Below are 23,046 nucleotides of genomic sequence, written 5' to 3' on the forward strand. Positions count from 1 at the left end.
TGATGAACTTTAAAATTACTTAATAGAATTAACTATCTAAATTTTTCCCTTGAACATAAATTGTACTTGTAAGCTAAAGTAATGAATTCTTTTATAAAATTCAAATCCAGTCAGACTACTTGGCACATTCAAAAACTTACTCTTTTATTCCTTAAACTCTCTAATATATATAAATAATTTACCTATACCCTCACTATGCCTTTGAGGTTCTACAAAAAAATTTGATATACCATATTTAAGAAAAATATCATCTCCAGAATTAGTCAATTTATCAGTATCAATAACTTCTCTATTTTCTCTATTTTTAACCAGAGCTATCCTTACTTAATAATTCAATAGAATCCAAATCATTCATTTTAAACCAAAAAACAACTGAAGCATCTTTGTTATTTTCATGTACATCGCCTATTATATTAATAAGCTTAGATTCTCCATTATACCCTTCAAAGTTATACTCCTTATCATCTATTATAATTTTCCCTTCTATTCGATTTATAAAATGAAGGTTTAAACTAATTATTGACCCCCTGTATATTCCTCTATATATTTTCGCATTTATCTCAGCCTTTACTGTATTTTGGGTACCTGGTTTTATTACGAGTACATTACTAAATGTTTTGTGTATGGTAATTGGCTTTCTATACTTGTACATTCCTATAATATATATAAGTATAATAATACTAATGGCAATGATAACATAGGTTTTCTTCGATAACCTCTTCATAAATTTCTTATCCCCCAATATTTCTATTTGTCCATACTTGTTTTATCCTCATTCAAATATTGTATATTTACAATTCTTTAAGATATTCTAATACTTTCTTATGTAAAAATGATTGAATTAGAGGATATGTTAAATCATTTGGTATATTATCAAATAATTCTCTTTAAGCAGTAGATTCTATAGTTTCATTTTCCTCTCTATGCCCGCCTGGAATTTCCCAAGTGTTCCTCTTCCCATTTATAACGATTATAACATTAAATTCAATATTTGGATAAGTACTTAAACTATTCAATATAATTCTTCTAAAACCCTTTCTATATCTACTCTTTGCCCTATTATTTTTCCACTCTAATCCTAATCTCCCTTTTCTCCTTGCCTCTAATCCCTGTCATAAAAAAAGAGCCGAGATTTTTCTCTCAGCTCTGGTTTTTTTGTTTCATTTATCCGATGTCTACCGCCACTAACACCCCAACGCACTCTGTGAAAGCGATTCGCACCAAATCAGAGATTTGGGCTCCCTGCTTTTCTTAAAGTTGGGGATAAGTGGCGCTACGACCCTGGATAACGGCTTCTAAGCTTCAGATGGAGTTTAAAACTCCACCTGAAGCCAAGAATCCTGTTTATAGCGAGTGTATAGTCTCAAGCGCAACTTCCATCATACTTGTGAAAGTTTTTTGTCTTTCTTCTGCTGTAGTAAGCTCACCAGTTACAAGGTGATCGCTTACAGTAAGTATAGTAAGTGCATCAACACCATACTTAGCAGCTAATGTATATAGTCCAGCAGCTTCCATTTCAACTGCTAAACATCCAAACTTAGCCCAATGCTTCCAAGCATCTGGATCATCATGATAAAAAGTATCTGAACTAAAGATATTACCTACCTTTGGATCAATTCCTTTTTCAACTGCTATATCATAAGCTTTCTTTAATAACTTGAAACTTGCTGTTGGTGCAAAATCTCTTCCGTTAAATCTTATCTTATTTATATTAGAATCTGTTGAAGCTGCCATACCTATAACCATATCTCTAACCTTAACTGACTCCTGAAAAGAACCACAAGTACCAACTCTTATAAGGTTTTTAACTCCGTAACTTTGAATTAATTCATTAACATATATTGAAATTGATGGTAGACCCATTCCTGTTCCTTGAACTGAAACCTTCTTTCCCTTATATGTTCCAGTAAATCCATACATTCCCCTAACCTCGTTATAGCATATAACATCTTGAAGAAAATTTTCTGCTATAAATTTAGCTCTTAACGGATCTCCAGGTAACAATATACTTTCAGCTATTTGACCTTCTTTTGCATTGATATGAACACTCACTTTAATACCCCCTTAAAATATGTTTAATTAAATATATAAATAATTATTTATTTAAGTCTTCCTTAGTAAAAGCTCCTGGTAGTACTTCGCTCAAATCTTTTACAATATAGTCATTTTCATTTTTTGCAAGTATTACTTTAATATCCATATTTCCGAATTCAGCAATTACCTGGCGGCATATTCCGCAAGGATAGGTATATGTGTTTAAGTCTCCCACTACTGCCACTGCTTTTATTTCTTTTTCACCTTCTGATATGCCTTTAAATATAGCAGTTCTTTCTGCACAATTTGTTGCTCCAAAGGATGCATTTTCTATATTACATCCTCCATAGATATTACCACTATCGAATAAAACTGCTGCACCTACTTTAAAGTTAGAATAAGGAATATAGGCTCTTTCTCTATATTCTAAAGCTATCTTTATAAGTTCTTTATAGTTCATTGTACATGTCTCCTTATTAAATTTACTTACCTAATAATGTTCAAGATAGGTTTCACTTTACCTAACAACATCATAAACTAGTGGAATATTTTCATCATATTTAGATGTAATTTTGTAGTTAGCTAATATAGCTTTAGCTGATTTTTCTATCTTTGATTCTTCATTAGCATGAATGTACGCTATTATATCTCCTTTTTCAACCTTATCTCCTCTTTTTTTGTTAAGTACGATACCTACAGCTAAATCCACTACGTCTTCCTTAGTAGCTCTTCCTGCACCAAGTTCCATAGCAATTAATCCTATATTTTCAGAATTAATCTTTGACACATATCCTTCTACATCGCTCTTAACTTCATAAACATATTTAGCTTTTGGAAGTAGATCAGGATTATCTATTTGTTCTACATTTCCACCTTGTGCTTCAATAAATTCTTTTAGCTTTGTTAATGCTGAACCATCTTTTATTGTTCCTAAAAGCATTTCTCTAGCTTCTTCAACGGTTTCAGTCTTTTTAGCTAAAACTACCATATTGCTTCCTAAAGCTAAACATAACTCTAATAAATCCTTTGGTCCCTTTCCGCTTAAAGTATCTAATGCTTCTCTTACTTCAAGAGCATTTCCAACTGCCAATCCTAAAGGTTGATCCATATCTGAAATTACTGCAACTGTATTTCTTCCCACATTTTTTCCTATGCTAACCATTGCTTCCGCAAGCTTTTTAGCATCTTCGTAGGATTTCATAAAGGCTCCATCCCCAACTTTAACGTCTAGGACTATACAATCTGCTCCTGCAGCTATTTTCTTGCTCATTATACTTGCAGATATTAATGATATGTTATCAACTGTTCCTGTAACATCTCTAAGCGCATATAATTTCTTATCTGCTGGTGCTAAATCAGCAGTTTGACCCATTATAGCTATTTTCTTAGTATTGACATTGTTTATAAATTGTTCTTCTGTTATTTCAACAGAAAAACCTTCAAAAGATTCAAGTTTATCTATAGTTCCACCGGTGTGACCTAATCCTCTACCTGACATTTTGGCTACAGGTATTCCTAATGCTGCTACCATTGGTGTAAGCACTAAAGTAGTTGTATCTCCAACTCCGCCTGTGCTGTGCTTATCAACCTTTATGCCTTCAATTTTTGACAAATCCAAAATATCTCCAGAATTAACCATTGCCATAGTTAAATCTGCGGTTTCTCTCATATTCATCTTTTGAAAATATATTGCCATCAAAAGAGCTGAAACCTGATAGTCTGGTATATTACCTTTAGTATAGTTATCTATAAAATAGTTAATTTCCTCTTTAGTTAATTCATTGCCATTTCTCTTTTTAATTATTAAATCATACATTCTCATGGTTAAATACCTCCTCGTACTAATAACCTCCGCCTACCAGAGATACACCAATGCTAGCGCCAATTCTGTTAGCGCCTGCTTCTATCATCTCCATAGCAGTTTCATAGTTTCTTATTCCACCTGAAGCCTTAACTCCCATATCTTCTCCAACAGTTTTTCTCATAAGAGCTACATCTTCTTTTTTAGCTCCACCTGTTGAGAATCCTGTTGATGTCTTTACAAAGTCTGCTTTTGCTGCTTTTGAAATTTCACATGCTTTTACTTTTTCTTCATCTGTTAAAAGACAAGTTTCTATTATAACCTTAACTAAAGCCTTTCCCTTTGCTTCTTTAACTACAGCTTCAATATCTTCTTGAACTGCTTTATAGTTTCTTTCCTTAAGTGCTCCTACATTTATTACCATATCTACTTCTTGAGCGCCATTTTCTATAGCTTGTTTTGTTTCAAATGCTTTAACTTCTTTAGTATTTGCTCCTAGTGGAAAACCTATAACAACACAAGTTTTAACATCCGTTCCTTCTAACTCTTTACTTACTAGTGAAGTAAAATAAGGATTTACACATACTGAAGCAAAACCATACTCTCTTGCCTCTGCACAAAGTTTCTTAACCATATCACTGGTAGCATCTGCCTTTAATATTGTATGGTCTATGTATTTTCCAAGTTTCATATTTTCATCATCCTCTCATATATTTTTATAATTATAGTATTCTAAATTAAAGAATTTATTTATTCAATTACACAATTAATATCAAGTTATTTAAAATCCGCAAATTTGTGTAACCGCTTACCTATATGTTAAAAAAAATTATTTTTTTATTTTTTCTGATCCATTTAAAATAATAGTTGGAGAAATTCTAATTCTCTTAACTTCATTTATTGCCTTACCGCTAATTCTTTCATTGAGCATAGTCATAGCAGCTTTTCCTAGCTCTATCGGAGAATCCTCCACATATGTAAGATTTATTCCAACCATATCAAGAAATTCAAGCTTATTAAAGCCTACTATAGATAAATCCTCTGGGATCTTTTTATGCTCTTCTAACATTGCCTTAACACAACCTAATGTCATCATATTACTACATACAACAACTGCAGTTGGTTTATCTTCCATTGATAATATCTTCTTCGTTATCTTATAACCAGTATCTAGTTTATAATCACCTTTAAAGATAAATTCATCTCTTGTACGTATATTGTTTAAAGTTAAAGCTTTTTTGTAACCTATTAATTCATGTATTGCTCTTTCAGAGCTTAAAAGTCCTGTGATTATTGCTATTTTCTCGTGTCCTTCTTTAATTAAAAGATTGGTAGCTTCAAAACCGCCTTTTATATTATCTACAAAAACTCCATTAAAGGTTGAGTACTTTATATCTGCAGCAACTAATACAATAGGCATACTTAAACTTTCTATGGTATTAAAGTATTGACTGTTAAAGTCATCTCCCCCAAAAATAGGAGTCATTATAACGCCTCTTAGTCTTTGTTCCTTAATTACATTAAGAGCTCTTAATTCTTTTTCAAGTTTATCATCTGTATTAAATAATACTATATTTAATCCCTGTTCTTCCGCTACTTCACTTATTCCTTTGATGATTTCACCAAAATAAGAGTTCGTTATATCCGGAACTATCACTCCTATTGTATTTACCTCGTTTTTAGATAAACCTCTTGCTATAGCACTAGGAGTATAATCTAAATCTTTTATTGCATCCAAAATTTTGGTGCGGGTTTCTTCTTTTACATATCCTGAATTATTCAGCACCCTGGAAACAGTTGCCAAGGATACTCCTGCCTTTTTAGCAATATCATTTATTGTAGCGCCCATTATTACGGCCCTCCTTTATATAAAACACTTTCCATCCTGCAGGTTATTATACCACAAAGTGGCAATTTTATATATAATTAAGGAGAATTCAGTTAAATTTATATCTAGCATTTTGATCTTAAATCTAACGTTAAAAATACCTTTATTTAATAATAATCAGATGGAGTATAGTAAACCCCATCTGATTATTTCAGTAATACTTATATTTGTGGAACCTCAAATTTCATTACGCCATCTCTTGTTGAAGGAACTTCAAATTTTCCAGCTTTTATAGCTTCTGTATATTTGTTAACTAGGTCTAAAACATCTTTTGGAGTATTCTTATCTGATGTTGGAGCTATACCTACACCATCCTCTTTTAATCCATATTCTACATGTTTTCCACCTTGGAACTTTCCGTCAACCACATCTTTTGCTGCACTATATGTAGCAACGTCAACCTTTTTAATCATACTTGAAAGGATTACGCTTGCATATTCAGGAACTGTAACTGCCTGGTCCATATCAACACCCATAGCCCAAACTTGCTTTCCTGCATCTTTAAGTTCCTTAGTAGCTTTGAACATTCCTATGCCAACGCCACCTGCTGCGTGGTAGATAACATCACAGCCAGCACCATATAATGATTTAGCTAATTCATAACCCTTGTTTGTATCACCAAAGCTATCAGCATATTTAACCATTGTTCCTGGGTTCTTACCATCTGCACTGATTAGTCCTTTAGCTGCCTCTGGATTTACTGCCTTAACCCCTGCTGCGAAACCTACTTCAAACTTATTTATTGCTGCAAAATCCTTACCGCCTATAAAACCAACTTTGTTAGTTTTAGTCATTTTACCAGCTATAACTCCCATTAAGAATGAACCTTCTTGCTCTTTGAAAGTTATTGATTCAACGTTTGGTGCATCAACAACTGTGTCTATTATAGCAAAATTTTTATCTTTGTATTTTCCTGCTACATTTTTCATAGCCTGCTCCATTTGGAATCCAATTCCAAAGGTTAAGTTTGATCCAGCATTAACTAATGCATCCAGATTTGATTCATAGTCTTCTTTTTTAGCTGATTCTACCGGCTTATAGTCAACTCCAAACTCTTTTATAGCTTTCTTTATTCCAGTATCTGCTGCTTGGTTAAATGACTTGTCATTTAATCCACCTTCATCTGTTGAAAGACCTATTTTTACACTCTTTCCAGCTTGTCCACTTTGTTGAGTTGTGTTTTGCTTGCTTCCACAACCTGCAAATAAACTAGTAGCAATAGCCATTGTAGCTAAAATAGTAATAATCTTCTTTTTCTTCAATTAGTACACCTCCGAATATGTTATCGCTTACATATTAATAATAATGGGAATGTTTCTATAAGTCAATTCTTTTTTTTATAAGGATTTTAAAAAATATTCTTATTTTTTACATAATATTTTCACATTATTTTCATAGTTTTTCATATGTATAAAATTATGGAATTTAAAACACAAAAAATACTACCAGATCTCATTAGTCTGATAGCATTTTTTACCTAATCTAGATTTACTTTTGTATAGTTCCAAGGGATATATATACCGCTTTGATTAACTCTGACATTGTTACATTATCTTTTGGTCTAATTTTACCTTCATTATTTGGTTCAATAACTTTAAGTCCTCCTGCTAGTGAAACATAACCTGTTTTATCAGCGCTTATTGTATTACTATCAGAATATGGTAGATTTAATAAACCTTTAGTTTCAGCAATTCTATCATATCCTAATAACTTTATCAAACTTTTCGATAGTTCTTCTCTTGTAACAAGTTCATTACCTTTAAACTCATCTTTTTTATCTTCTATAATCCCATACTTTACTCCAAGCTGTATATATCTATAGTCTGTTGAGTCTTTTGCTCCTACTCCGCTGGTAAAACTAACATCATCTATTCCTCTTAAATAAGGATTAAAACCTTTAGCATTAACAAGTACTTTAACTAGCTGTAATCTTGTAATTCCACTATCTAATTTAAAATCTTTAGTGTCGATTATACCTTGTGAAGCTAAAATTAAAGCTTCTTTTTCCACAGAACTTCCTTTAATTTTAGCTTTAAATGCATCAGCATTATCATCTACATTTTCCCCGAAAAGATTTAAAGCTTTACCGGTAAAAGCATCTATAGTATTTAGTGGTCTATTGTGTCCAACATAGTATACCAACTGTATCTTTGAATTAGATTTGTCCATATTATTTCCATTATTAAAGAGTAGGTACGTAAGTTGTGGTTTATTTGTATTTAAAAATACTTTTTTAGCCTCATCATTACTTATTGTATTTGCAGCTGGTGGTAAGTCTAATTTATCTTGCCACATACACCCAAAAGAGTTTATTTCTCCTGTTTTACAATCAAGGGTAACATTTATACCGTCATTGTTATAAGATATAGCGTTAGTATTAAAGGTCACACCATTTACCACTCTTCCAAAATCAAATGAAATAAATTTTTTAGCAGAAGGCCCCATGAACATATAGTTTTGATTAGTAAGGTTTTTTTGCTCAGTATTTATATCTTTAATTTTTTCCGGACAATTTTTAGCTATAAACTGAATGGCCTTATCATAAGCTTGTTCCCAAGTTAACTTAGATTGAAAATTTTCCTCTTCCTCATCATTAAAATTAAATCTGTCTGCTCTTACAAGTTCTTCTGTTAGTGTATTTATGGAAATACGTCCTTCAGGTGGTCCAAAGTTATTACTCTTACCTTTTTTAACAAAATCTGCTGACCAAACCTTAAGTTCCTTTCCTCCATAAGCATATCCATTCTCTTCATAATTTACAGAGTTGATTTCATATCCATCTCCATATATATCCTTAATTTTATCTTTTATTAATTGCTCCGCTCTTGTACTGCTAATTGGGCTATCAAGCTTTTTACTTGGTTTAGCATTTTTAAATATATCTTCCTTTTGGTTATCTGATATATTTCTAGTCTTTACACTTTCTATAATTTCTCCATTCCAGCTTAATGACTTTCCGCTTACTGCATCAATTATAATTGGTGAAGAAGAATCTACTCCATAAACAAGCTTTGTTTTACTTTCTTGTCTTCCATTATATTTATCTATGTAGGAATTATAATTTAGGTCCATTTTTGTATTATTATTAAATATATCTTCCGCTTGTTCTTGCTTTATGGATTTATCATTATTGGCAACCTTTACATCACTATCCCATGTAATTTCATAAGATATTACTTTTCCAGTTACCCCGTCTACACCTACTCTTATATAATTGCTTTCAAATGGTATAGAATTTATAGTCCTATTATACGTAAAACTATAATCAGATGGTCCAAAATAGTTAACTGAAGTATCCTCTTTAACAGGAGTGCTTTCTTTAAACTCTTGTGGATTTATCTTTTTTAGAAAAGCCTCTCCTATTTCTTTAGCCTGTTCTGGTGTGATCTTTGCGATAATTGGTGTTGACTGTTTATTGTCAAATTCATATCTATTTACACGCACTACTTTTCCTGTATTTGCATCTATTGATACATTAATACCGATTTGTTTATCTCCATCTTGGGTATTCCAGTGTATGTCCCAAACACTTATTTTTATACCATTAACGTAATTTGCATTAAAATTAACATTATTTTGAAATTTTGTATCATCTATGTTTATTTCAAAGTAATCTCTCAATATATTTTTTGCTGTATCTTTTGCTTGATCTTGTGTTATTTTTGCTTTATCTTTTGCAGATATTGCAGCAAGCTTGTCTGCATTAACCTCTTTTGTAGATGTAGATATGTTAGTATTATTACTATTGGAATTGTTACATGTTTCTGCAGCAAAGACAGGTTTCGCTGATAATATGATTGCAGTGGTTAAAACAAGTAATAGGGTTCTCTTACTCTTCATAATTATAAATCCTCCTATTAATTTAGGCACCTGAAAATAGATGCTTTAATATTATTAATAAATTATACACTAATCCTTGGAAAATAATTGGATAATTAAGGCGACTACAGAAAACTTTTTTAGACATATTACTCCATTTTTTTGTTAATATTGAAAGAAATATTACTATCTTTGCTCTAATAAGAAATTTATATTTATAAAGAATTTATTAAATACAAAAAAATGATAAAATACCAATATATAATGTGAATTGTAAGGAGGTAGCTAAATGAAAGAAAAACTATTAATAGTTGAAGATGATGAGGCAATTGCTAATATAATAAAGGAACATTTACAAAAAGAAGGATATGAAGTTTGGTGGTCCTCTACCGGCAAAGAAGGTTTAGATGATTTTAAAAAACAGAACTTCCACTTAGTTATGATAGATATAATGCTTCCGGAAATGGATGGTTATACTTTGTGCAAAAATATAAGATGGATAAGCGAAGTTCCTATCATAATTATAAGTGCAAGACAAACAGATTTAGACAAAGTAAAAGGCCTTAAGTTAGGTGCAGATGACTATATAACAAAGCCCTTTAGCCTTTTGGAGATATCTGCTAGAGTTGAAGCTCACCTTAGAAGGTACAGAAAAAACACTGGTATTTCCTTATCAGTTAACAGTATAGAGTTTATTGAAGGCTTAACAATATTACCTGAGGAAAATAGAGTACTTTTGAAAAATATAGAAATACCCCTGACCTCAAAGGAATTTGACCTATTGCTTTTAATGTCTCAAAACCCTAATAAGGCCTTTTCTAAAAAAGAACTCTATGAACATATTTGGCAAAGCATAGATGTAGATGGAAATAATACAGTAACTGTTCATGTTAAGTCCTTACGTGAGAAGCTTGGAGACGATGTGAAAAAGCCTACTTTTATTCAAACAGTATGGGGAACTGGTTATAAATTTATTGGTGAGAAAAAGATATGAAGCTTAAAAAGTGGCTTATTTTATCTCATCTAGCTGTAATGCTTACCCCTATACTTATATCTATACTTTTATATAATCTTATCTCTAGTTATCACAAAAAAGTTGAGCTTAATGACTATATAAATGCCTTATCCAGATTCAAAGTATATGAAGAGAAACTAAATAACCCTAAACTTTATACTGATTTTACTATAAAAAATACTATTTTAAATGTTGAGGATAAAAATACAATACAAATTTCTATGTATAACAGCAATGGTCAGAAACTTTATTCTTCCGATGATAGCATTATTTATACGAAATCTAAAGAAGATTTGTATTCTAATCTATATAAGATAACAACTGGGTATAAAGCTTATACTTTGAAAAAACCTGTATTTAATGAAAATGTCCTAGTAGGGTTTTATGAAATTACTATTGCGAGACAAAACTTTATTGAAGGAGTAAATATAAAAACTATTATGGCAGCTGTATGTTTTGTAATTACACTAACAGCAGTATTTATAATTATAATTATCCTTCTTAATAAAAAATTTAATAAACCTATAAACCTCTTAATAGATGGGATGAGTAAATTCGCTGAAGGTGATGAAAGTTATATTAAATATGAAAACAAGGATGAAATAGGCGAATTGATAACTCACTTTAATATTATGAAAAAGGACTTAGAGGAAAAAAGAAAGACTATAGAACTAGAACAAAAATCTAAAGAATATATGATATCTGCAATTTCTCATGATTTAAAGACTCCATTAACATCAATTAGAGCTTACGCTGAATCTATGTATAATGATACTGATTTAAATATATCAAAGATAAAAAGCAGATCTTCTGTTATATTAAATAAAAGTGATTACATGAAAAAAATGATTGATGATCTTATGATATATACTCTTCTTACATCAGATTATAAAATGGATTTTGTGGAAGTTGAAGGAAATGAGTTTTTTGAGATGCTTTTTTCAGGTTACAACAAAACCTGTGAGGAAAATAATATAAATCTTCATGTAGAAATATGCATACAAGGAATATATAAAGTAGATGTTACACAGATGATGAGGGTTGCGGACAACCTCATAACAAATGCAATACGCTATACCCCGGTAAAAGGACATATATGGATAGCTATCTTCTCGCTAGACAAAAGCTTTCCAGAATGGTTAGAAAGTGAATTTAAAGATGAGCTTAAACTCTGGAAAAATTCAGGCTGCATTATAATTGTTAAAAACGAGGGCAGCTCTATCCAAAAAGAGGAATCAGAAAAAATATTTATGCCTTTTTACCAAACAGATGATTCTAGAAACAAGACATCTGAAAGCGGAGTTGGACTTGGTCTTAGCATTGTAAATCTAGTATTGCAAAAGCATGGCGGAGAGTTAAAAGTATTTTCTGAGAAAAATATTACAACCTTTGCTTGCTGGATTCCCCAAACACTATAAAATAGAAAAGGAGAATTTTCATGAAAAGCAAAAAAATATTTTCAATAATTTTAGGAGCTGCTATTGTATCCTCTTTATTTGTAGGTTGTAATCTTCATAAAGATACAATAATTCCTGAAGAAGTAGTAGCAAAAGTAGTTAAAGCAAGTGAAAAACCTAAATCTTACTATGGAGAGGCTAAGTTAGATATATATGAAAATGGAAGCCTAAAAGAAAGTGGTCTTTATAAAGAATGGGTTGATAACTCAGGTAACAAAATAAAAAGGCGCTCAGAAGTTGAATCAAAAGCTGATGGCAAAGTTATAACAACAAATGATGGAGATAAGATTACCATATACATGGAGAAGGACAAAAAAGCTTTAACTTCTAAAGTATCTGATGATTTATCAGTCCTTAACAGTAACTATAAAGATCAGTTTATAAAGCAATTAGGTATTATATCTAAAACTCACGAGTTAACCTTCAAAGGAGAAGAAACCGTAAAGTCAATGAAAACCTATCACATTTTAGCAAAACCAAAGGAAAAAAACAGCTTAATAGGAAATCAAGAATTTTGGATAGAGGAAGAAAATTGGTTTGTAATAAAGAGTTCCTCCGAATCCAACAATATGAGAATTGATCAAGAATACACAAAGCTAGATTTTTCTCCTAAGCTAGATGCCAACTTATTTGTTCAAAAGCTTTCTCCTGATGTTAAAATCGAAAACTTAGATAGCTCAACAGCTCAAAATAAAGGTACTTCTTCGAATTTAAAAGACGGGGCAAAAATGGCAGGAAAACCTATATTGCATTTACCTGAAGACAAGGGATATAAATTAAAAAGTGTTACCACAAACAATTTTGAAAAAATAAATCATAAGGAAGTAGAGCAGACTTATGAAAAAAATGAAGCAGTATCCTTTATTTTAACTACTATAATTTCTGATGATAATTCTAAGAAAGATGACTTCAAGCTTCCTAACGAAAAAGAAATTACTATAAGGGGCCAAAAGGGTACCTTCATGGATGACAGTATAAAGGTAGTTTGTTGGAGTGAAAATGGATTAAACTACAGCATCCTTATTCAAGATCCTAAGCTTACTTTAGAGGAAACTAAAAAAATAGCTGAAAGTTTAGTCTTCACAAATTAATCATATATAGGGTTACTTGGCCGAAAGTTAACTTATACGCCGTGATATGTTTCCAAGCTTCAGCACGTTAAAAGCTTTTAGCCAGTCTAAAGCTTGTGTTTCAAGACAACCTAAGAACTTTCGAGAACTCGCTATGCCCAAACAACTCTAAAGTTCTAAGGTTCTCTTAAAACCCTTCACTAAGACTAGCACAAAGTTTTTAAATCTACTTCAGCTTTGGAATCATATCCCTCTGCATAAGTTAACTTTCTAGTTAGTTTCCCTATAAAATTTCTATTCAATTTTAAACCTAAATATTTCCTCAAATAATATTTGTATTCCAATTCTAATTTCATCTTTTGTAAGTTTTGATATACATATTCTGAAACTATTTTCATTTGAATTATTTTTAATAAAGAACTTTTCTCCTGATGCAATATAAACCTTTCTTTCCTCTAATCTTTTAATAAGTATAGTCATATTAACTTTCTTAGGTAGCTTTATCCAAATAAAAAAGCCTGTAGGAGGAACAAAAAATTCTATTCCATTTTTATTTAACCCCTTTAAACATTGCCTTAGAGAATCCATCTTCTTTCTATATTCTAATTGAGCCTTTTTAATATGATTCTTATACATTCCACTATTAATAAAAATTTCTAATGCACCTTGAGCTAGTACTGATGTATTTAAATCATAGAGTTTCTTATGTTTTAAAAATTCCTTTTTCAACTTTTCATGAATCACTACTGCACCTATTCTTATCCCTGGCATGAATGCCTTGGAAAAACTCTTCACATAAATTACTCTTTCCGAGGTATCATAATAATAGGTTGGTAGGACCTTTTTGTTTGTATCAATATCAGCTAAGTAATCATCTTCAACAATATAAACATCGTATTTTTCAGCTAACTCAACAATTCTCTTTTTTTCTTTCTCAGAGTAATCTGTTCCCAGTGGATTATGCATTCTTGGAATTGTATAAAAAAACTTTATATTTCCATGCTTAAAAATTCTATCTAATTCCTTTAAATCTATTCCGTTATAGTCTCTTTTTATACCAACTAGTCTATCTCCGTTTATCTCTACTAATTCGTGCATTAGACTATAAGTGGGCTGCTCAACTAGTATATTTTTCTTTCCATTCGGAAAAGGCATCTTTGATAGTATGCTTAGCGCTTGCTGCGCACCAGCTGTAATAAAAACATTTTCCTCTGAAGTAAATATCTGATATTCACTGAAATGGTTTACTAATACTTTTCTTAGAGATTTTAATCCTTGAGCATGGCTGTATGAAAATAAGTTGTTTTTATATAGCTCTACCGCTCGATTTATACAGTGATTAAATTCCTTATAGGGCAATAATTTAGACTCAGGTAATACTTCTGAAAAATCAATAGCTTCAATTTCATCCTTGTTTAATTCATTCTTTTCTACCAAATAATATCCACTCTTTGGAATAGCATATATCTTATGATTTAATTCAAGCTCTTTATAAGCTCTTATTACAGTAGACTTATTACACTTATATTTAATGGCTAGAGTTCTTATAGTAGGCAATCTCTGTCCTTGTTTTAATTGATTGGACGCAACAAGTTTTTCAATATATTTTATTATTAATTCATATTTCTTTTCCATGATTTTCTCCTATAGCTTATCCAGCTTATTTCAAGCATAAATCTAGTTTTGTACCAGTACAAAACCGTTTATTTAACGTTGTACCGTATAATTTCATTATATATAATTTAGTTATAACAGGAAAGTAAAAATTATTATGATAAAGGAGATTGTAACATGGTAAAGTCAAAATTAGATCATATATTACATTGTCATCCAATTATAAGGACAGATATAGTAAAAGGTGAAAATACAAATTTATATAGTAAAGATGGTAAAAAAATTATAGATTTTGAGGCTGGAATTTGGTGTACTGCCTTAGGTCATAGCAATCAAAGGATAAAGGCCGTTATAATGGAGCAGCTAGACAAGATTATTCATGTTCATTATAAGTTAACTAATGATATTGCAGAAACCTCAGCTGTAAATTTGCTTGAGCAATTTCACTTTAAAGACGGAAAAGCTGTATTCTTGAGTTCTGGTAGTGAAGCCGTAGAATTAGGCATTACAATTTCAAAATTAATTTCAAAAGGCAGTAAGATATTAACCTTCTCTAATTCCTATCTATCTGCGTACTCTAATACTGCTATTCCTCGTGATAGCAATTTGTGGGTTGAGTTAGATTTTTTACAATGCAATAATTGTCCAAATGAGGAGTGTACAAGTAAATGCAGTGTGCTAGGAAACCTTGTATTCAGCGACATATCGACTTTCGTTTTAGAACCAGGAAGCTCATCTGGCAGAGTTCTTTTTCCACCCTATAAATTAGTAAAGTTTTTAGCAAAGACTGTAAAAGATTACGGTGGTTTAATTGTTGTTGATGAGGTTACTACTGGCTTTGGAAGAACAGGAAAGTGGTTTGGATATAATCATTATGACCTTGAACCAGACATCATTGCACTTGGTAAATCTCTTGGCAATGGCTACCCAATAAGTGCAGTATTAATGAGCAAAGAAACAGCCAATGAAGTTGAAATGAAAAATTTTCATTATGCTCAATCTCATCAAAATGATCCACTAGGCTGTGTAATTGCAAATGAAGTGATAAACATTATTAAAGAAGATAATATGATTGCGTATTCAGCAAATATTGGAGAATTTTTTATCAACCAGTTGAAAGATATTCAAAATTCCAGTTCAATTATAAAAGAAGTTAGAGGAAGAGGACTTATGCTTGCAATGGAGCTAAATATTAAAAATATCACAGAAATTGTATGTGAAAAGATGTTAGAAAGAGGTTATTTTATTGGAACAACAGCAGCTTATAATGTTCTAAGATTTTATCCAGCACTGACTATTTCTAAAAATGATATTTTAAGCATGTGTGAAGCTCTAAAAGATGTGTTAAAACAACTGGAGTATAACAAATAATCAACTTAATTGTATTAATCGTAGTGAGGAATTTAAATATGAATAGAAAAAAAGCAGTAGTATTTCTTGTAATTACAGCACTTTTATGGAGCATTGGTGGGCTATTTATTAAGTTAGTAGACTGGAATCCTATAGCCATTGCTGGAGCGCGCAGCGGTATTGGAGCAGTAATTATGCTGCTTTATTTAAAAAAAACATTAAGAAGTATAAAACTAGGAAAGATTAAATTGTTAGGTGCATGTAGTTATGCATCATTGCTAATATTATTTGTTACAGCTAATAAGCTTACAACTTCTGCTAACGCCATACTATTGCAATTTACAGCTCCAATATGGGTAGCATTATTTTCTAGATGGTTTCTAAAAGAAAAGCCTGCAAAATCTGATTGGATTACAATTATTATTGTTCTGTTTGGAATGACTTTATTTTTTATTGGTGATATAAAAAGTGGTAATATTGCTGGCAACTTTGTAGCTCTTTTAAGTGGGATAGCTATGGCAGGAGTTATTATTTTTTTAAAACTTCAAGATGAAGGCTCTCCAGTAGAAATGACGTTAATTGGTAACATTTTTACGTTTATTATTGCTTTACCCTTTTTCTTCTTATCTGTTCCAAGTTTGAAGAGTATTTCAGGACTTCTTATATTAGGTATATTTCAGTTAGGGATTCCTTATATTCTATATGCAACAGCTATTAAACATGTGTCAGCTATTGAAGCAATTCTAATACCAGTTATTGAACCTTTACTCAATCCTGTTTGGGTATTTTTATTCACAAAAGAATCACCAGGAATCTATACTTTTATAGGAGGTATGATTGTTATTATTGCCATAATAGCAAGAGGAGTATATCAGCAAAGGAAAAATAATTTATGTAAACCAAACTCAAATATCACCTAAGATATTTTGTAAATTAATTCTTTGCAGTATTATATATTAATATGTTCTACACAATTTAGCACTAAACTTGTAATTAATTACTACAAGTTTATCTTTTCCTGTAAAAGCAACCATAAGATATATCTAAGCAATGGCTCTTTATTGCTTTTACAGGAAATTTACCTATCTTTAAATATTTCTTTCCTTCACAAAACACTTCTGCATTATAAGCTCAAACTATTTCCTAAACATTTCAACAATTCTACTTTTTAGTAATGTACACGCACTAACCAAAATCTTATATCTTTATCGCTCCATCCAAGATCCCATGGAACTTTGTCTCTATCCGTATTATGACAGCTAACTAACGAATATCCCTTTGAATCTGCTCCTGTCACTACAGAAATATGAATTATATCCCCTTTCTTTTCATATGCTACAAAATCCCCTGGCAAAAGATTATAGGAAGCTTTATATACCTTATCATAATTCCCATAGGTAATAACTGATGCCCTTCCACTGTTGACCATATAATTTTTAAATCCATCTGCATTAAGCCATGCTCGTGTTGCATCTTTACTATCATAATTCCACGAGGAGTCCTTTCTGAATTTACCTCCCTCAAAGAGAATTTGAGATGCAAAGTTTGCACAATCTCCACCTTCTAGATTATAATTTCTATATTTATTATTATACTTATAATCCTGTTTTTCTTCTTTTGCAATACCACAATACTTATCAGCGTATTGTACAGCCTTTAGTCTTCTTTTGTTGATTCTGGAAAAATCTCTTTCACTCTTTGATAAAATATATTGTCTTATAGCGTTAGCTTTTAAGTTATCTAAATATAAAGAATCTCCAAATGGATCCTTATACCATTCCTTTACTATTACCCAATCACTATCTCTTTCTGCAAGTTCAATAGTATGATATGTTCTAATTCCTGAAGTATTTATTTTCTCTTGTTGATTTTCGTATATATATTTATACTCTGTTGAACATTCAAGATCAACTGAATATCTATAACCATCACTTTTAATTCTTCTAATCACTATAGTAGGATTAATCTCAGTAAATCTAACGCCTTGCTTTTCTTCCCAACTACGAATGTATTTTAACTTTTTTGCTTCATATTCATATGCCCACATCCCATACTTTGTTTTTGTGTCATAAATAGATTTAATTAACTCTAAATCTCCGCTTAATATAGCCTTATTTCTGTTCACAAAAATATTTTGTACAATTCCTCTAATGTCCTCATTGGAATTAATAGCTTTTGCCGACACTGAAGTGCACTGAAATATAAAGGCAAAAATTATAGTTTTTATTATTAGTTTTATTAGATTAAATTTAGAATTTTTCACTATAGAACTACTCATTTATTTTACTCCTTTATCTGAGAAATAAAATCCAATTAACATCTTTTGAAATTTGCATCAATATCTAAAAAGTCATTTTAAAACTTCATTAATTTTTTCAATATAATTTTTTACAGAAGGATCTTCATAAGGTGCACCACTATACCACTCCTTGTCATTAAGCTTACCTCCAAAATATCGGGCCTTTAATATTATCTCTGGTCGATATTCAAAATGAAGAATATCAAAATGTCCCCATTTTCCACCCCATATAAAGTTGTTTTTTTCAAATATTTCTACTAATTCTTTTGGATAAGAAGCTATTCTTTCCTCTCCTTCTTCTCTTGATGCCCATTTCCAATAGTCCCTTTTATCTCGTGCTAGATCAATAGCAATTCCAAAGGAGTGGGGACTTAGTTGGTCTGTTCCTGCAATCAGACGATAGTTAAAGGTACCACTGCAAGGATATAGGTATGCTTTAATATCTCTTCTTTCTTTTATAATAGGCATTAGCTCCCTCATAGCATTCTGTAGTGATTCTGCTGCTTTATTATTATTATTAAACTGATAGTTTTCATATCCTAAACTAACATTTTTTAGATTAGATTCAATCTGTTGCTTAGACTCGCCATAAACTTCCTTTAATAAATCATATACTCTGCGGCGTCCAGGATCAAAATCTTCTTCCATTAAGCTTTTGCTATAAGAAAGCGGATATTCTTGCTCCATCATATCTTGCAAATCTGGGTTACTTAACTTTTTTTTAAAATTTTTGTTTTTCTTGTCATCATAAAGTATCTTTCTTCCTGATTCCATCACCAAATATACTTGTCCATTCTCTTCTTTTTCAATATTTGTGATATATTTTGGGTAAGCCATCATTAAACATAAAAGATCCCTCTTCATAGTTTGATAGTATTCAATAGTATTTGTATCACTAGAATCATTGTTTAAAATTAGTGTTTTTGCCCTAAAGCTTATATTACTAAATAAAACAAGTATTACTACATAGACAGCTGCTACTTTTTTCATAATTACTTTCATCCTTTAATAAGTTTATTCTAAAACTATACATCTTTAAAAATTAAATATACTGATATACTCTTGTATAAGGGTTCACATTTTATATACTTCCCAATGATCCTATATAGTATGTACAAATAAAAATATTTCTATGATTAAAATTTTCCTAATAAACATAATCTATACATAAAAAAGCTATGTTAGGTTAAACTAAAATAGCTTCTTTATTATTTATAAATAAGTATTAAATTTACATAATATCAAAATCTTTTTGAATATCTATTATTCTCCATCTACCATTTTCTTTACTTACTATAAGTGTTGCATGCCAGTTATATGTATCAGAAGCTGATGTTACTGCTTTAAAAACTATATTATATTTCCACGTTGATTCATTAGGTCTTTCCTTAGCAATATTGTAGCTTTCAATCCAGGGACTTGAGAATCCAGTTACCCAACTACCTCTTTTTTCCGCCAATTCTTTAAATTTTTCTTTTAATGGTGCATTGAGAGTGGAATATTGTAATACACCATTTCTTTCCTTAACTCCCTGAGCCCAGAGTTCGGCAATCTCATCTGGAGTTTTGGGATTATAATTATCTATAAACTTTTCAAATAATTTTATTCTACTTTCAAGAGCTATCTTTTCTGTGTCATAAAGTCTTACCTTATTTTCATTTTTATCATAAAACACATTAAACCCAAAATCTCTTTTTAAGGCATCTTGAGATACATATACTTTACTATCTTTTAGTATATATTCTCCATTATTTTCAACCTCTTTATCTCCAATAAGCACATGAACTGGATCTTTGGCAGACACAAATCCTGCAGTAAATGACATTACAAAGCAAATAAGTAATACCACTATTTTTTTCATATCAGCACTCCTTAAAAAAACTACTTATGTATATTTTGCCTATTTTTTTTAAATTTATGATTATTAAAATAAAAAAATAAAGGAACAGCTTTATACTGCTCCTTTTAAACTAAAACTCCAATAGCTATCCTAATAACATAAAGTCCAAACACAATAGCTGATGATTTTTTTATATTCATTTTATAAACAACTGAAGTCGCAATAGACACTAAAGCTGCACTCCATATTACAAATATATCAAGACATGAAAGCAATTTATAAATAGTACTTGTCTCACTTACTGATGAACTTAAAAACATAGCAAAGCTCGTTGTAACATTTTTGATATTTTGAGGTTCTGTAAACATTATAACTACTGCTCCCACTATCCCGCCTATAATCATAGGTATATAAGCTAAAATATTTACAGCTAATAATTGTTTAAAGTTTCCCTCTTCCTCAACAAACATAGTTACAAGCTTGATTAATGCTGTTATTATCACTGCAATTACTATCGGTGAAAGCATTGATGTAATTATAATAGTAGCTATAGTTGTTTTTCTAACTATTGGAACAAGATTTTCAGAAAAATTTGGTGCCTGTTGAAAATTCAACATTGCGAAACCTACAACTTTTGGTAATTCAATTATCGAAATGATTAATTGTACTAATGTTATAGGTATTAAATACTTTAATATTTTAGGATTATCACTTACTCTCTGTAATGCTGCTTTTGGTTCTACTATAACCCCAATAATATTTTTAAAAACTCCACTTATATCTTCTTTAGACATCTAAACTTCCCCCTAATATAAAATATTGATATTTTTAAGCATTTACGCTTTATCTTATACTGGCTAAATTATATATATGTTAATAAATTTAGCTTTATGACTTTAGAATCCTCCTGCGCCGCCGCCTCCAGCACATCCTCCGCTATCTCCAGAGGAGTATCCTCCCCCATCACTAGTACCTGAACTGCTGGAATTATACAGGCTATCTTGAATTATATTATGCTCATTGTTCATATCAAGCCAATAATACCAATATAAACATGAATCATAATAACTCTCTTCTCCTACACCCTTATCTTTAAATTTAATATTGAGTTTTTCAAAAATCCTATCATTAACACCTAAAGACACAGCATAAACTAAATATTTATCTATGGTTTCTATGCTATTTAAATCCTGATCTTTAATAAATCTATTATCATCTAAATATTTTTTAAATACTTTCCACCTCCTAAGTTGGTTTTCACCATAAACACTTTTTTTACCCCATAGCGAAAAACTGAGTATAGTATTAAATAAAGCCGTAATTAATCCTATTATAAAAATTAGACTTCCATAAGCTAAGAAAATAACCATTACTGCTATTTCAGTAACAAATATACTTACAAATACTTTAGCTAATTTTGCTGCATTTTTGTCATAATAGCCTTTTTTGTCAAACTCATGTTTGACCATAACCTTCCACTTATAAAAGTAATCAAAAAATTTATCTCTATGTTCTTTACTGTAATTCTCTATATCCCCTAATTCAACCTTTACACCATTACCTATGTAATCTATAAACCACCTTATAGCAAACTTTTCATGGGATAGCAGATTATCATCTATATTTCTATTTTTTATTATTACATAGTCGCCGTGTCCCAAGTCCTTCATACACAAGTATTTTTTTCTAATTAGGTCTAATATGGTTGCTATAACATCTCTCTCATTTATTATATTTTTATATAATTTGCTTGCTATTGCAGGTGTGCAGTCATCTGGGAAAGCGTTATAATCGTCCTCTATTTTATTTCTTTTTATTTTTAGAATGTATGCTCCCAAGATTAAATTTAAAACAAAAGCTGCTGGACCTATAATATTCCCAATAGACCTTATATATTTTTTTCGGTTTTTTTCATCTTCAATTGCCTTTTGATTAGCACTTTCCTCTTCCAATATTCTATTTAGAGCATTTTCTCCAACTATATTAGTTGATAGAGGTATTGTCTCTTTTGGAAATAAAAATCTTCCTTCTATAGGTGTTTTAGCTTTTACCCTCTCACCTTTAATATTAAAAACATTAGAATCTACTATTGAAGTTTCCATAGTATCTATAGGTCCTCTAGAAAAAATTTGCAATTTACTTCTATCGGCTAACTTTTCTATTGTTAGATTTATATTGAACTTATCTATTGTATTCTCACTTTGGTCTCCCCAAAATCTATAACGCAGCTCACCAATGTCATTATATTTTACAGCTACATTCTTAAGTTTATAGTATATTTTAAATTTCTTATTTGTATCTTTAGCTGGAGAATAAATCTTTAAATTATAGATATCTCCTGACTTTAATATTTGATATACCCCATCTTGTCCATTTTTAGCATCTTCTACTTTATTAAATTCTCTTTCTCCTGATGATGTCAGTTCAGTTACTTTTATATCCTGAACTCCTCCTGAGTACTTTGTATTTATTTCTCTGTATACGCCATTAAAATCTCCACTCATTTTAAATCCAATAACTTCTTCTATATATAAAGAACCATCCTCTAACAATTTTGAATTTACATCTAAGCTATTTATACTAATTTCTTTAGCATATACTTTAAAGTCTAAAAAAATTGCAAATAAAAAAATAAGTATAATTGGCAAATACACTTTCTTTTTGCTCATATATATCTTCTCCTCATTTAGCTTTAATTTTTGCTTTTGCGTGTTTTATGAATAATTACATATATTATGACATTCACTATATATTAAATACCAATATTATAATCAATATACTTGAATTGTATTTCATACAATTATACCTCATTTTATCCATAACTTTCAAACTATGATTTTATGCCTCTTCTTATATCTA

Annotated in this window: 19 protein-coding genes; 5 read left to right on the plus strand and 14 right to left on the minus strand. The window is 30.6% G+C overall.

From position 1 onward, the window contains the following. Positions 1-304: 304 nt before the first annotated feature. From I6U51_RS06385 to I6U51_RS06420, 8 genes are all read right to left on the minus strand, one after another. Positions 305-724, minus strand: a complete 420-nt coding sequence (locus I6U51_RS06385; protein WP_211141843.1) for a hypothetical protein — start codon at positions 722-724, stop codon at positions 305-307. Positions 725-1,344: 620 nt separating this feature from the next. Beyond that, positions 1,345-2,052, minus strand: coding sequence for a purine-nucleoside phosphorylase (gene deoD, locus I6U51_RS06390; protein WP_211141844.1), 708 nt, complete (start codon positions 2,050-2,052; stop codon positions 1,345-1,347). A gap of 43 nt (positions 2,053-2,095) precedes the next feature. After that, complete coding sequence (locus I6U51_RS06395) at positions 2,096-2,494, minus strand: cytidine deaminase (protein WP_211141845.1); 399 nt, start codon at positions 2,492-2,494, stop codon at positions 2,096-2,098. Between the two features lie 57 nt (positions 2,495-2,551). Continuing rightward, complete coding sequence (locus I6U51_RS06400) at positions 2,552-3,856, minus strand: pyrimidine-nucleoside phosphorylase (RefSeq protein ID WP_211141846.1); 1,305 nt, start codon at positions 3,854-3,856, stop codon at positions 2,552-2,554. 19 nt (positions 3,857-3,875) lie between these two features. Then, a complete protein-coding gene (gene deoC / locus I6U51_RS06405; RefSeq protein WP_211141847.1) occupies positions 3,876-4,526 on the minus strand; it encodes a deoxyribose-phosphate aldolase in 651 nt (216 codons plus the stop codon). A 138-nt stretch (positions 4,527-4,664) separates the two neighbouring features. Then, positions 4,665-5,684 (minus strand): LacI family DNA-binding transcriptional regulator, encoded by a 1,020-nt coding sequence (locus I6U51_RS06410; protein ID WP_211141848.1) that lies wholly within the window; start codon positions 5,682-5,684, stop codon positions 4,665-4,667. Positions 5,685-5,884: 200 nt separating this feature from the next. Beyond that, complete coding sequence (locus I6U51_RS06415; RefSeq protein WP_211141849.1) at positions 5,885-6,985, minus strand: BMP family lipoprotein; 1,101 nt, start codon at positions 6,983-6,985, stop codon at positions 5,885-5,887. 226 nt (positions 6,986-7,211) lie between these two features. After that, positions 7,212-9,563 (minus strand): YcdB/YcdC domain-containing protein, encoded by a 2,352-nt coding sequence (locus I6U51_RS06420; RefSeq protein ID WP_211141850.1) that lies wholly within the window; start codon positions 9,561-9,563, stop codon positions 7,212-7,214. 268 nt (positions 9,564-9,831) lie between these two features. Here I6U51_RS06420 and I6U51_RS06425 point away from each other — a divergent pair, with 268 nt between their 5' ends. From I6U51_RS06425 to I6U51_RS06435, 3 genes are read left to right on the plus strand one after another with little or no spacing between them, the layout of a single operon-like run. Then, positions 9,832-10,536 carry a response regulator transcription factor gene (locus I6U51_RS06425; RefSeq protein ID WP_211141851.1) on the plus strand — a complete coding sequence of 235 codons (705 nt, stop codon included), beginning with the start codon at positions 9,832-9,834 and terminating at the stop codon, positions 10,534-10,536. Further along, positions 10,533-11,975, plus strand: coding sequence for a HAMP domain-containing sensor histidine kinase (locus I6U51_RS06430; protein ID WP_211141852.1), 1,443 nt, complete (start codon positions 10,533-10,535; stop codon positions 11,973-11,975). The genes I6U51_RS06425 and I6U51_RS06430 overlap by 4 nt, the downstream gene beginning before the upstream one ends. Before the next feature lie 20 nt (positions 11,976-11,995). Next, positions 11,996-13,105 (plus strand): LolA family protein, encoded by a 1,110-nt coding sequence (locus I6U51_RS06435; RefSeq protein WP_211141853.1) that lies wholly within the window; start codon positions 11,996-11,998, stop codon positions 13,103-13,105. Positions 13,106-13,378: 273 nt separating this feature from the next. Here I6U51_RS06435 and I6U51_RS06440 read toward each other — a convergent pair whose 3' ends face one another. Continuing rightward, entirely contained in the window at positions 13,379-14,719 is a 1,341-nt protein-coding gene (locus I6U51_RS06440; RefSeq protein ID WP_211141854.1) for an aminotransferase-like domain-containing protein, read from the minus strand. Positions 14,720-14,875: 156 nt separating this feature from the next. Here I6U51_RS06440 and I6U51_RS06445 point away from each other — a divergent pair, with 156 nt between their 5' ends. Further along, positions 14,876-16,069: a class-III pyridoxal-phosphate-dependent aminotransferase gene (locus I6U51_RS06445; protein ID WP_211141855.1), complete on the plus strand. Its 1,194-nt coding sequence runs from the start codon at positions 14,876-14,878 to the stop codon at positions 16,067-16,069. A gap of 38 nt (positions 16,070-16,107) precedes the next feature. Beyond that, positions 16,108-16,968, plus strand: coding sequence for a DMT family transporter (locus I6U51_RS06450; protein ID WP_211141856.1), 861 nt, complete (start codon positions 16,108-16,110; stop codon positions 16,966-16,968). A 248-nt stretch (positions 16,969-17,216) separates the two neighbouring features. On the opposite strand, the gene I6U51_RS06455 is transcribed toward I6U51_RS06450, so the two are convergent. The 5 genes from I6U51_RS06455 to I6U51_RS06475 all read right to left on the minus strand — a co-directional run bounded on the left by I6U51_RS06455 (position 17,217) and on the right by I6U51_RS06475 (position 22,856). Next, positions 17,217-18,326 (minus strand): amidase domain-containing protein, encoded by a 1,110-nt coding sequence (locus I6U51_RS06455; protein ID WP_211141857.1) that lies wholly within the window; start codon positions 18,324-18,326, stop codon positions 17,217-17,219. Positions 18,327-18,398: 72 nt separating this feature from the next. Continuing rightward, a complete protein-coding gene (locus tag I6U51_RS06460) occupies positions 18,399-19,337 on the minus strand; it encodes a M15 family metallopeptidase (RefSeq protein ID WP_211141858.1) in 939 nt (312 codons plus the stop codon). A 241-nt stretch (positions 19,338-19,578) separates the two neighbouring features. After that, positions 19,579-20,208: a hypothetical protein gene (locus tag I6U51_RS06465; RefSeq protein ID WP_211141859.1), complete on the minus strand. Its 630-nt coding sequence runs from the start codon at positions 20,206-20,208 to the stop codon at positions 19,579-19,581. 104 nt (positions 20,209-20,312) lie between these two features. Next, positions 20,313-20,981, minus strand: a complete 669-nt coding sequence (locus I6U51_RS06470) for a YIP1 family protein (protein ID WP_211141860.1) — start codon at positions 20,979-20,981, stop codon at positions 20,313-20,315. Positions 20,982-21,083: 102 nt separating this feature from the next. Beyond that, positions 21,084-22,856, minus strand: coding sequence for a DUF2207 domain-containing protein (locus I6U51_RS06475; RefSeq protein WP_211141861.1), 1,773 nt, complete (start codon positions 22,854-22,856; stop codon positions 21,084-21,086). Positions 22,857-23,046 lie beyond the last annotated feature (190 nt).

This window comes from Clostridium aciditolerans, from assembly GCF_016316925.1.
Classification (GTDB): Bacteria; Bacillota; Clostridia; order Clostridiales; family Clostridiaceae; genus Clostridium_AM; species Clostridium_AM aciditolerans.

Bases quoted from the DNA above. Each gene is read 5' to 3' on its own strand.
- I6U51_RS06395 (WP_211141845.1), bottom strand. From the start codon at position 2,494: ATGAACTATAAAGAACTTATAAAGATAGCTTTAGAATATAGAGAAAGA.
- I6U51_RS06450 (WP_211141856.1), top strand. From the start codon at position 16,108: ATGAATAGAAAAAAAGCAGTAGTATTTCTTGTAATTACAGCACTTTTA.
- I6U51_RS06410 (WP_211141848.1), bottom strand. From the start codon at position 5,684: ATGGGCGCTACAATAAATGATATTGCTAAAAAGGCAGGAGTATCCTTG.
- I6U51_RS06460 (WP_211141858.1), bottom strand. From the start codon at position 19,337: ATGAAAAAAGTAGCAGCTGTCTATGTAGTAATACTTGTTTTATTTAGT.
- I6U51_RS06420 (WP_211141850.1), bottom strand. From the start codon at position 9,563: ATGAAGAGTAAGAGAACCCTATTACTTGTTTTAACCACTGCAATCATA.
- I6U51_RS06385 (WP_211141843.1), bottom strand. From the start codon at position 724: ATGAAGAGGTTATCGAAGAAAACCTATGTTATCATTGCCATTAGTATT.
- I6U51_RS06425 (WP_211141851.1), top strand. From the start codon at position 9,832: ATGAAAGAAAAACTATTAATAGTTGAAGATGATGAGGCAATTGCTAAT.
- deoC (WP_211141847.1), bottom strand. From the start codon at position 4,526: ATGAAACTTGGAAAATACATAGACCATACAATATTAAAGGCAGATGCT.
- I6U51_RS06445 (WP_211141855.1), top strand. From the start codon at position 14,876: ATGGTAAAGTCAAAATTAGATCATATATTACATTGTCATCCAATTATA.
- I6U51_RS06465 (WP_211141859.1), bottom strand. From the start codon at position 20,208: ATGAAAAAAATAGTGGTATTACTTATTTGCTTTGTAATGTCATTTACT.
- I6U51_RS06470 (WP_211141860.1), bottom strand. From the start codon at position 20,981: ATGTCTAAAGAAGATATAAGTGGAGTTTTTAAAAATATTATTGGGGTT.
- I6U51_RS06400 (WP_211141846.1), bottom strand. From the start codon at position 3,856: ATGAGAATGTATGATTTAATAATTAAAAAGAGAAATGGCAATGAATTA.
- I6U51_RS06475 (WP_211141861.1), bottom strand. From the start codon at position 22,856: ATGAGCAAAAAGAAAGTGTATTTGCCAATTATACTTATTTTTTTATTT.
- I6U51_RS06430 (WP_211141852.1), top strand. From the start codon at position 10,533: ATGAAGCTTAAAAAGTGGCTTATTTTATCTCATCTAGCTGTAATGCTT.
- I6U51_RS06440 (WP_211141854.1), bottom strand. From the start codon at position 14,719: ATGGAAAAGAAATATGAATTAATAATAAAATATATTGAAAAACTTGTT.
- I6U51_RS06455 (WP_211141857.1), bottom strand. From the start codon at position 18,326: ATGAGTAGTTCTATAGTGAAAAATTCTAAATTTAATCTAATAAAACTA.
- I6U51_RS06435 (WP_211141853.1), top strand. From the start codon at position 11,996: ATGAAAAGCAAAAAAATATTTTCAATAATTTTAGGAGCTGCTATTGTA.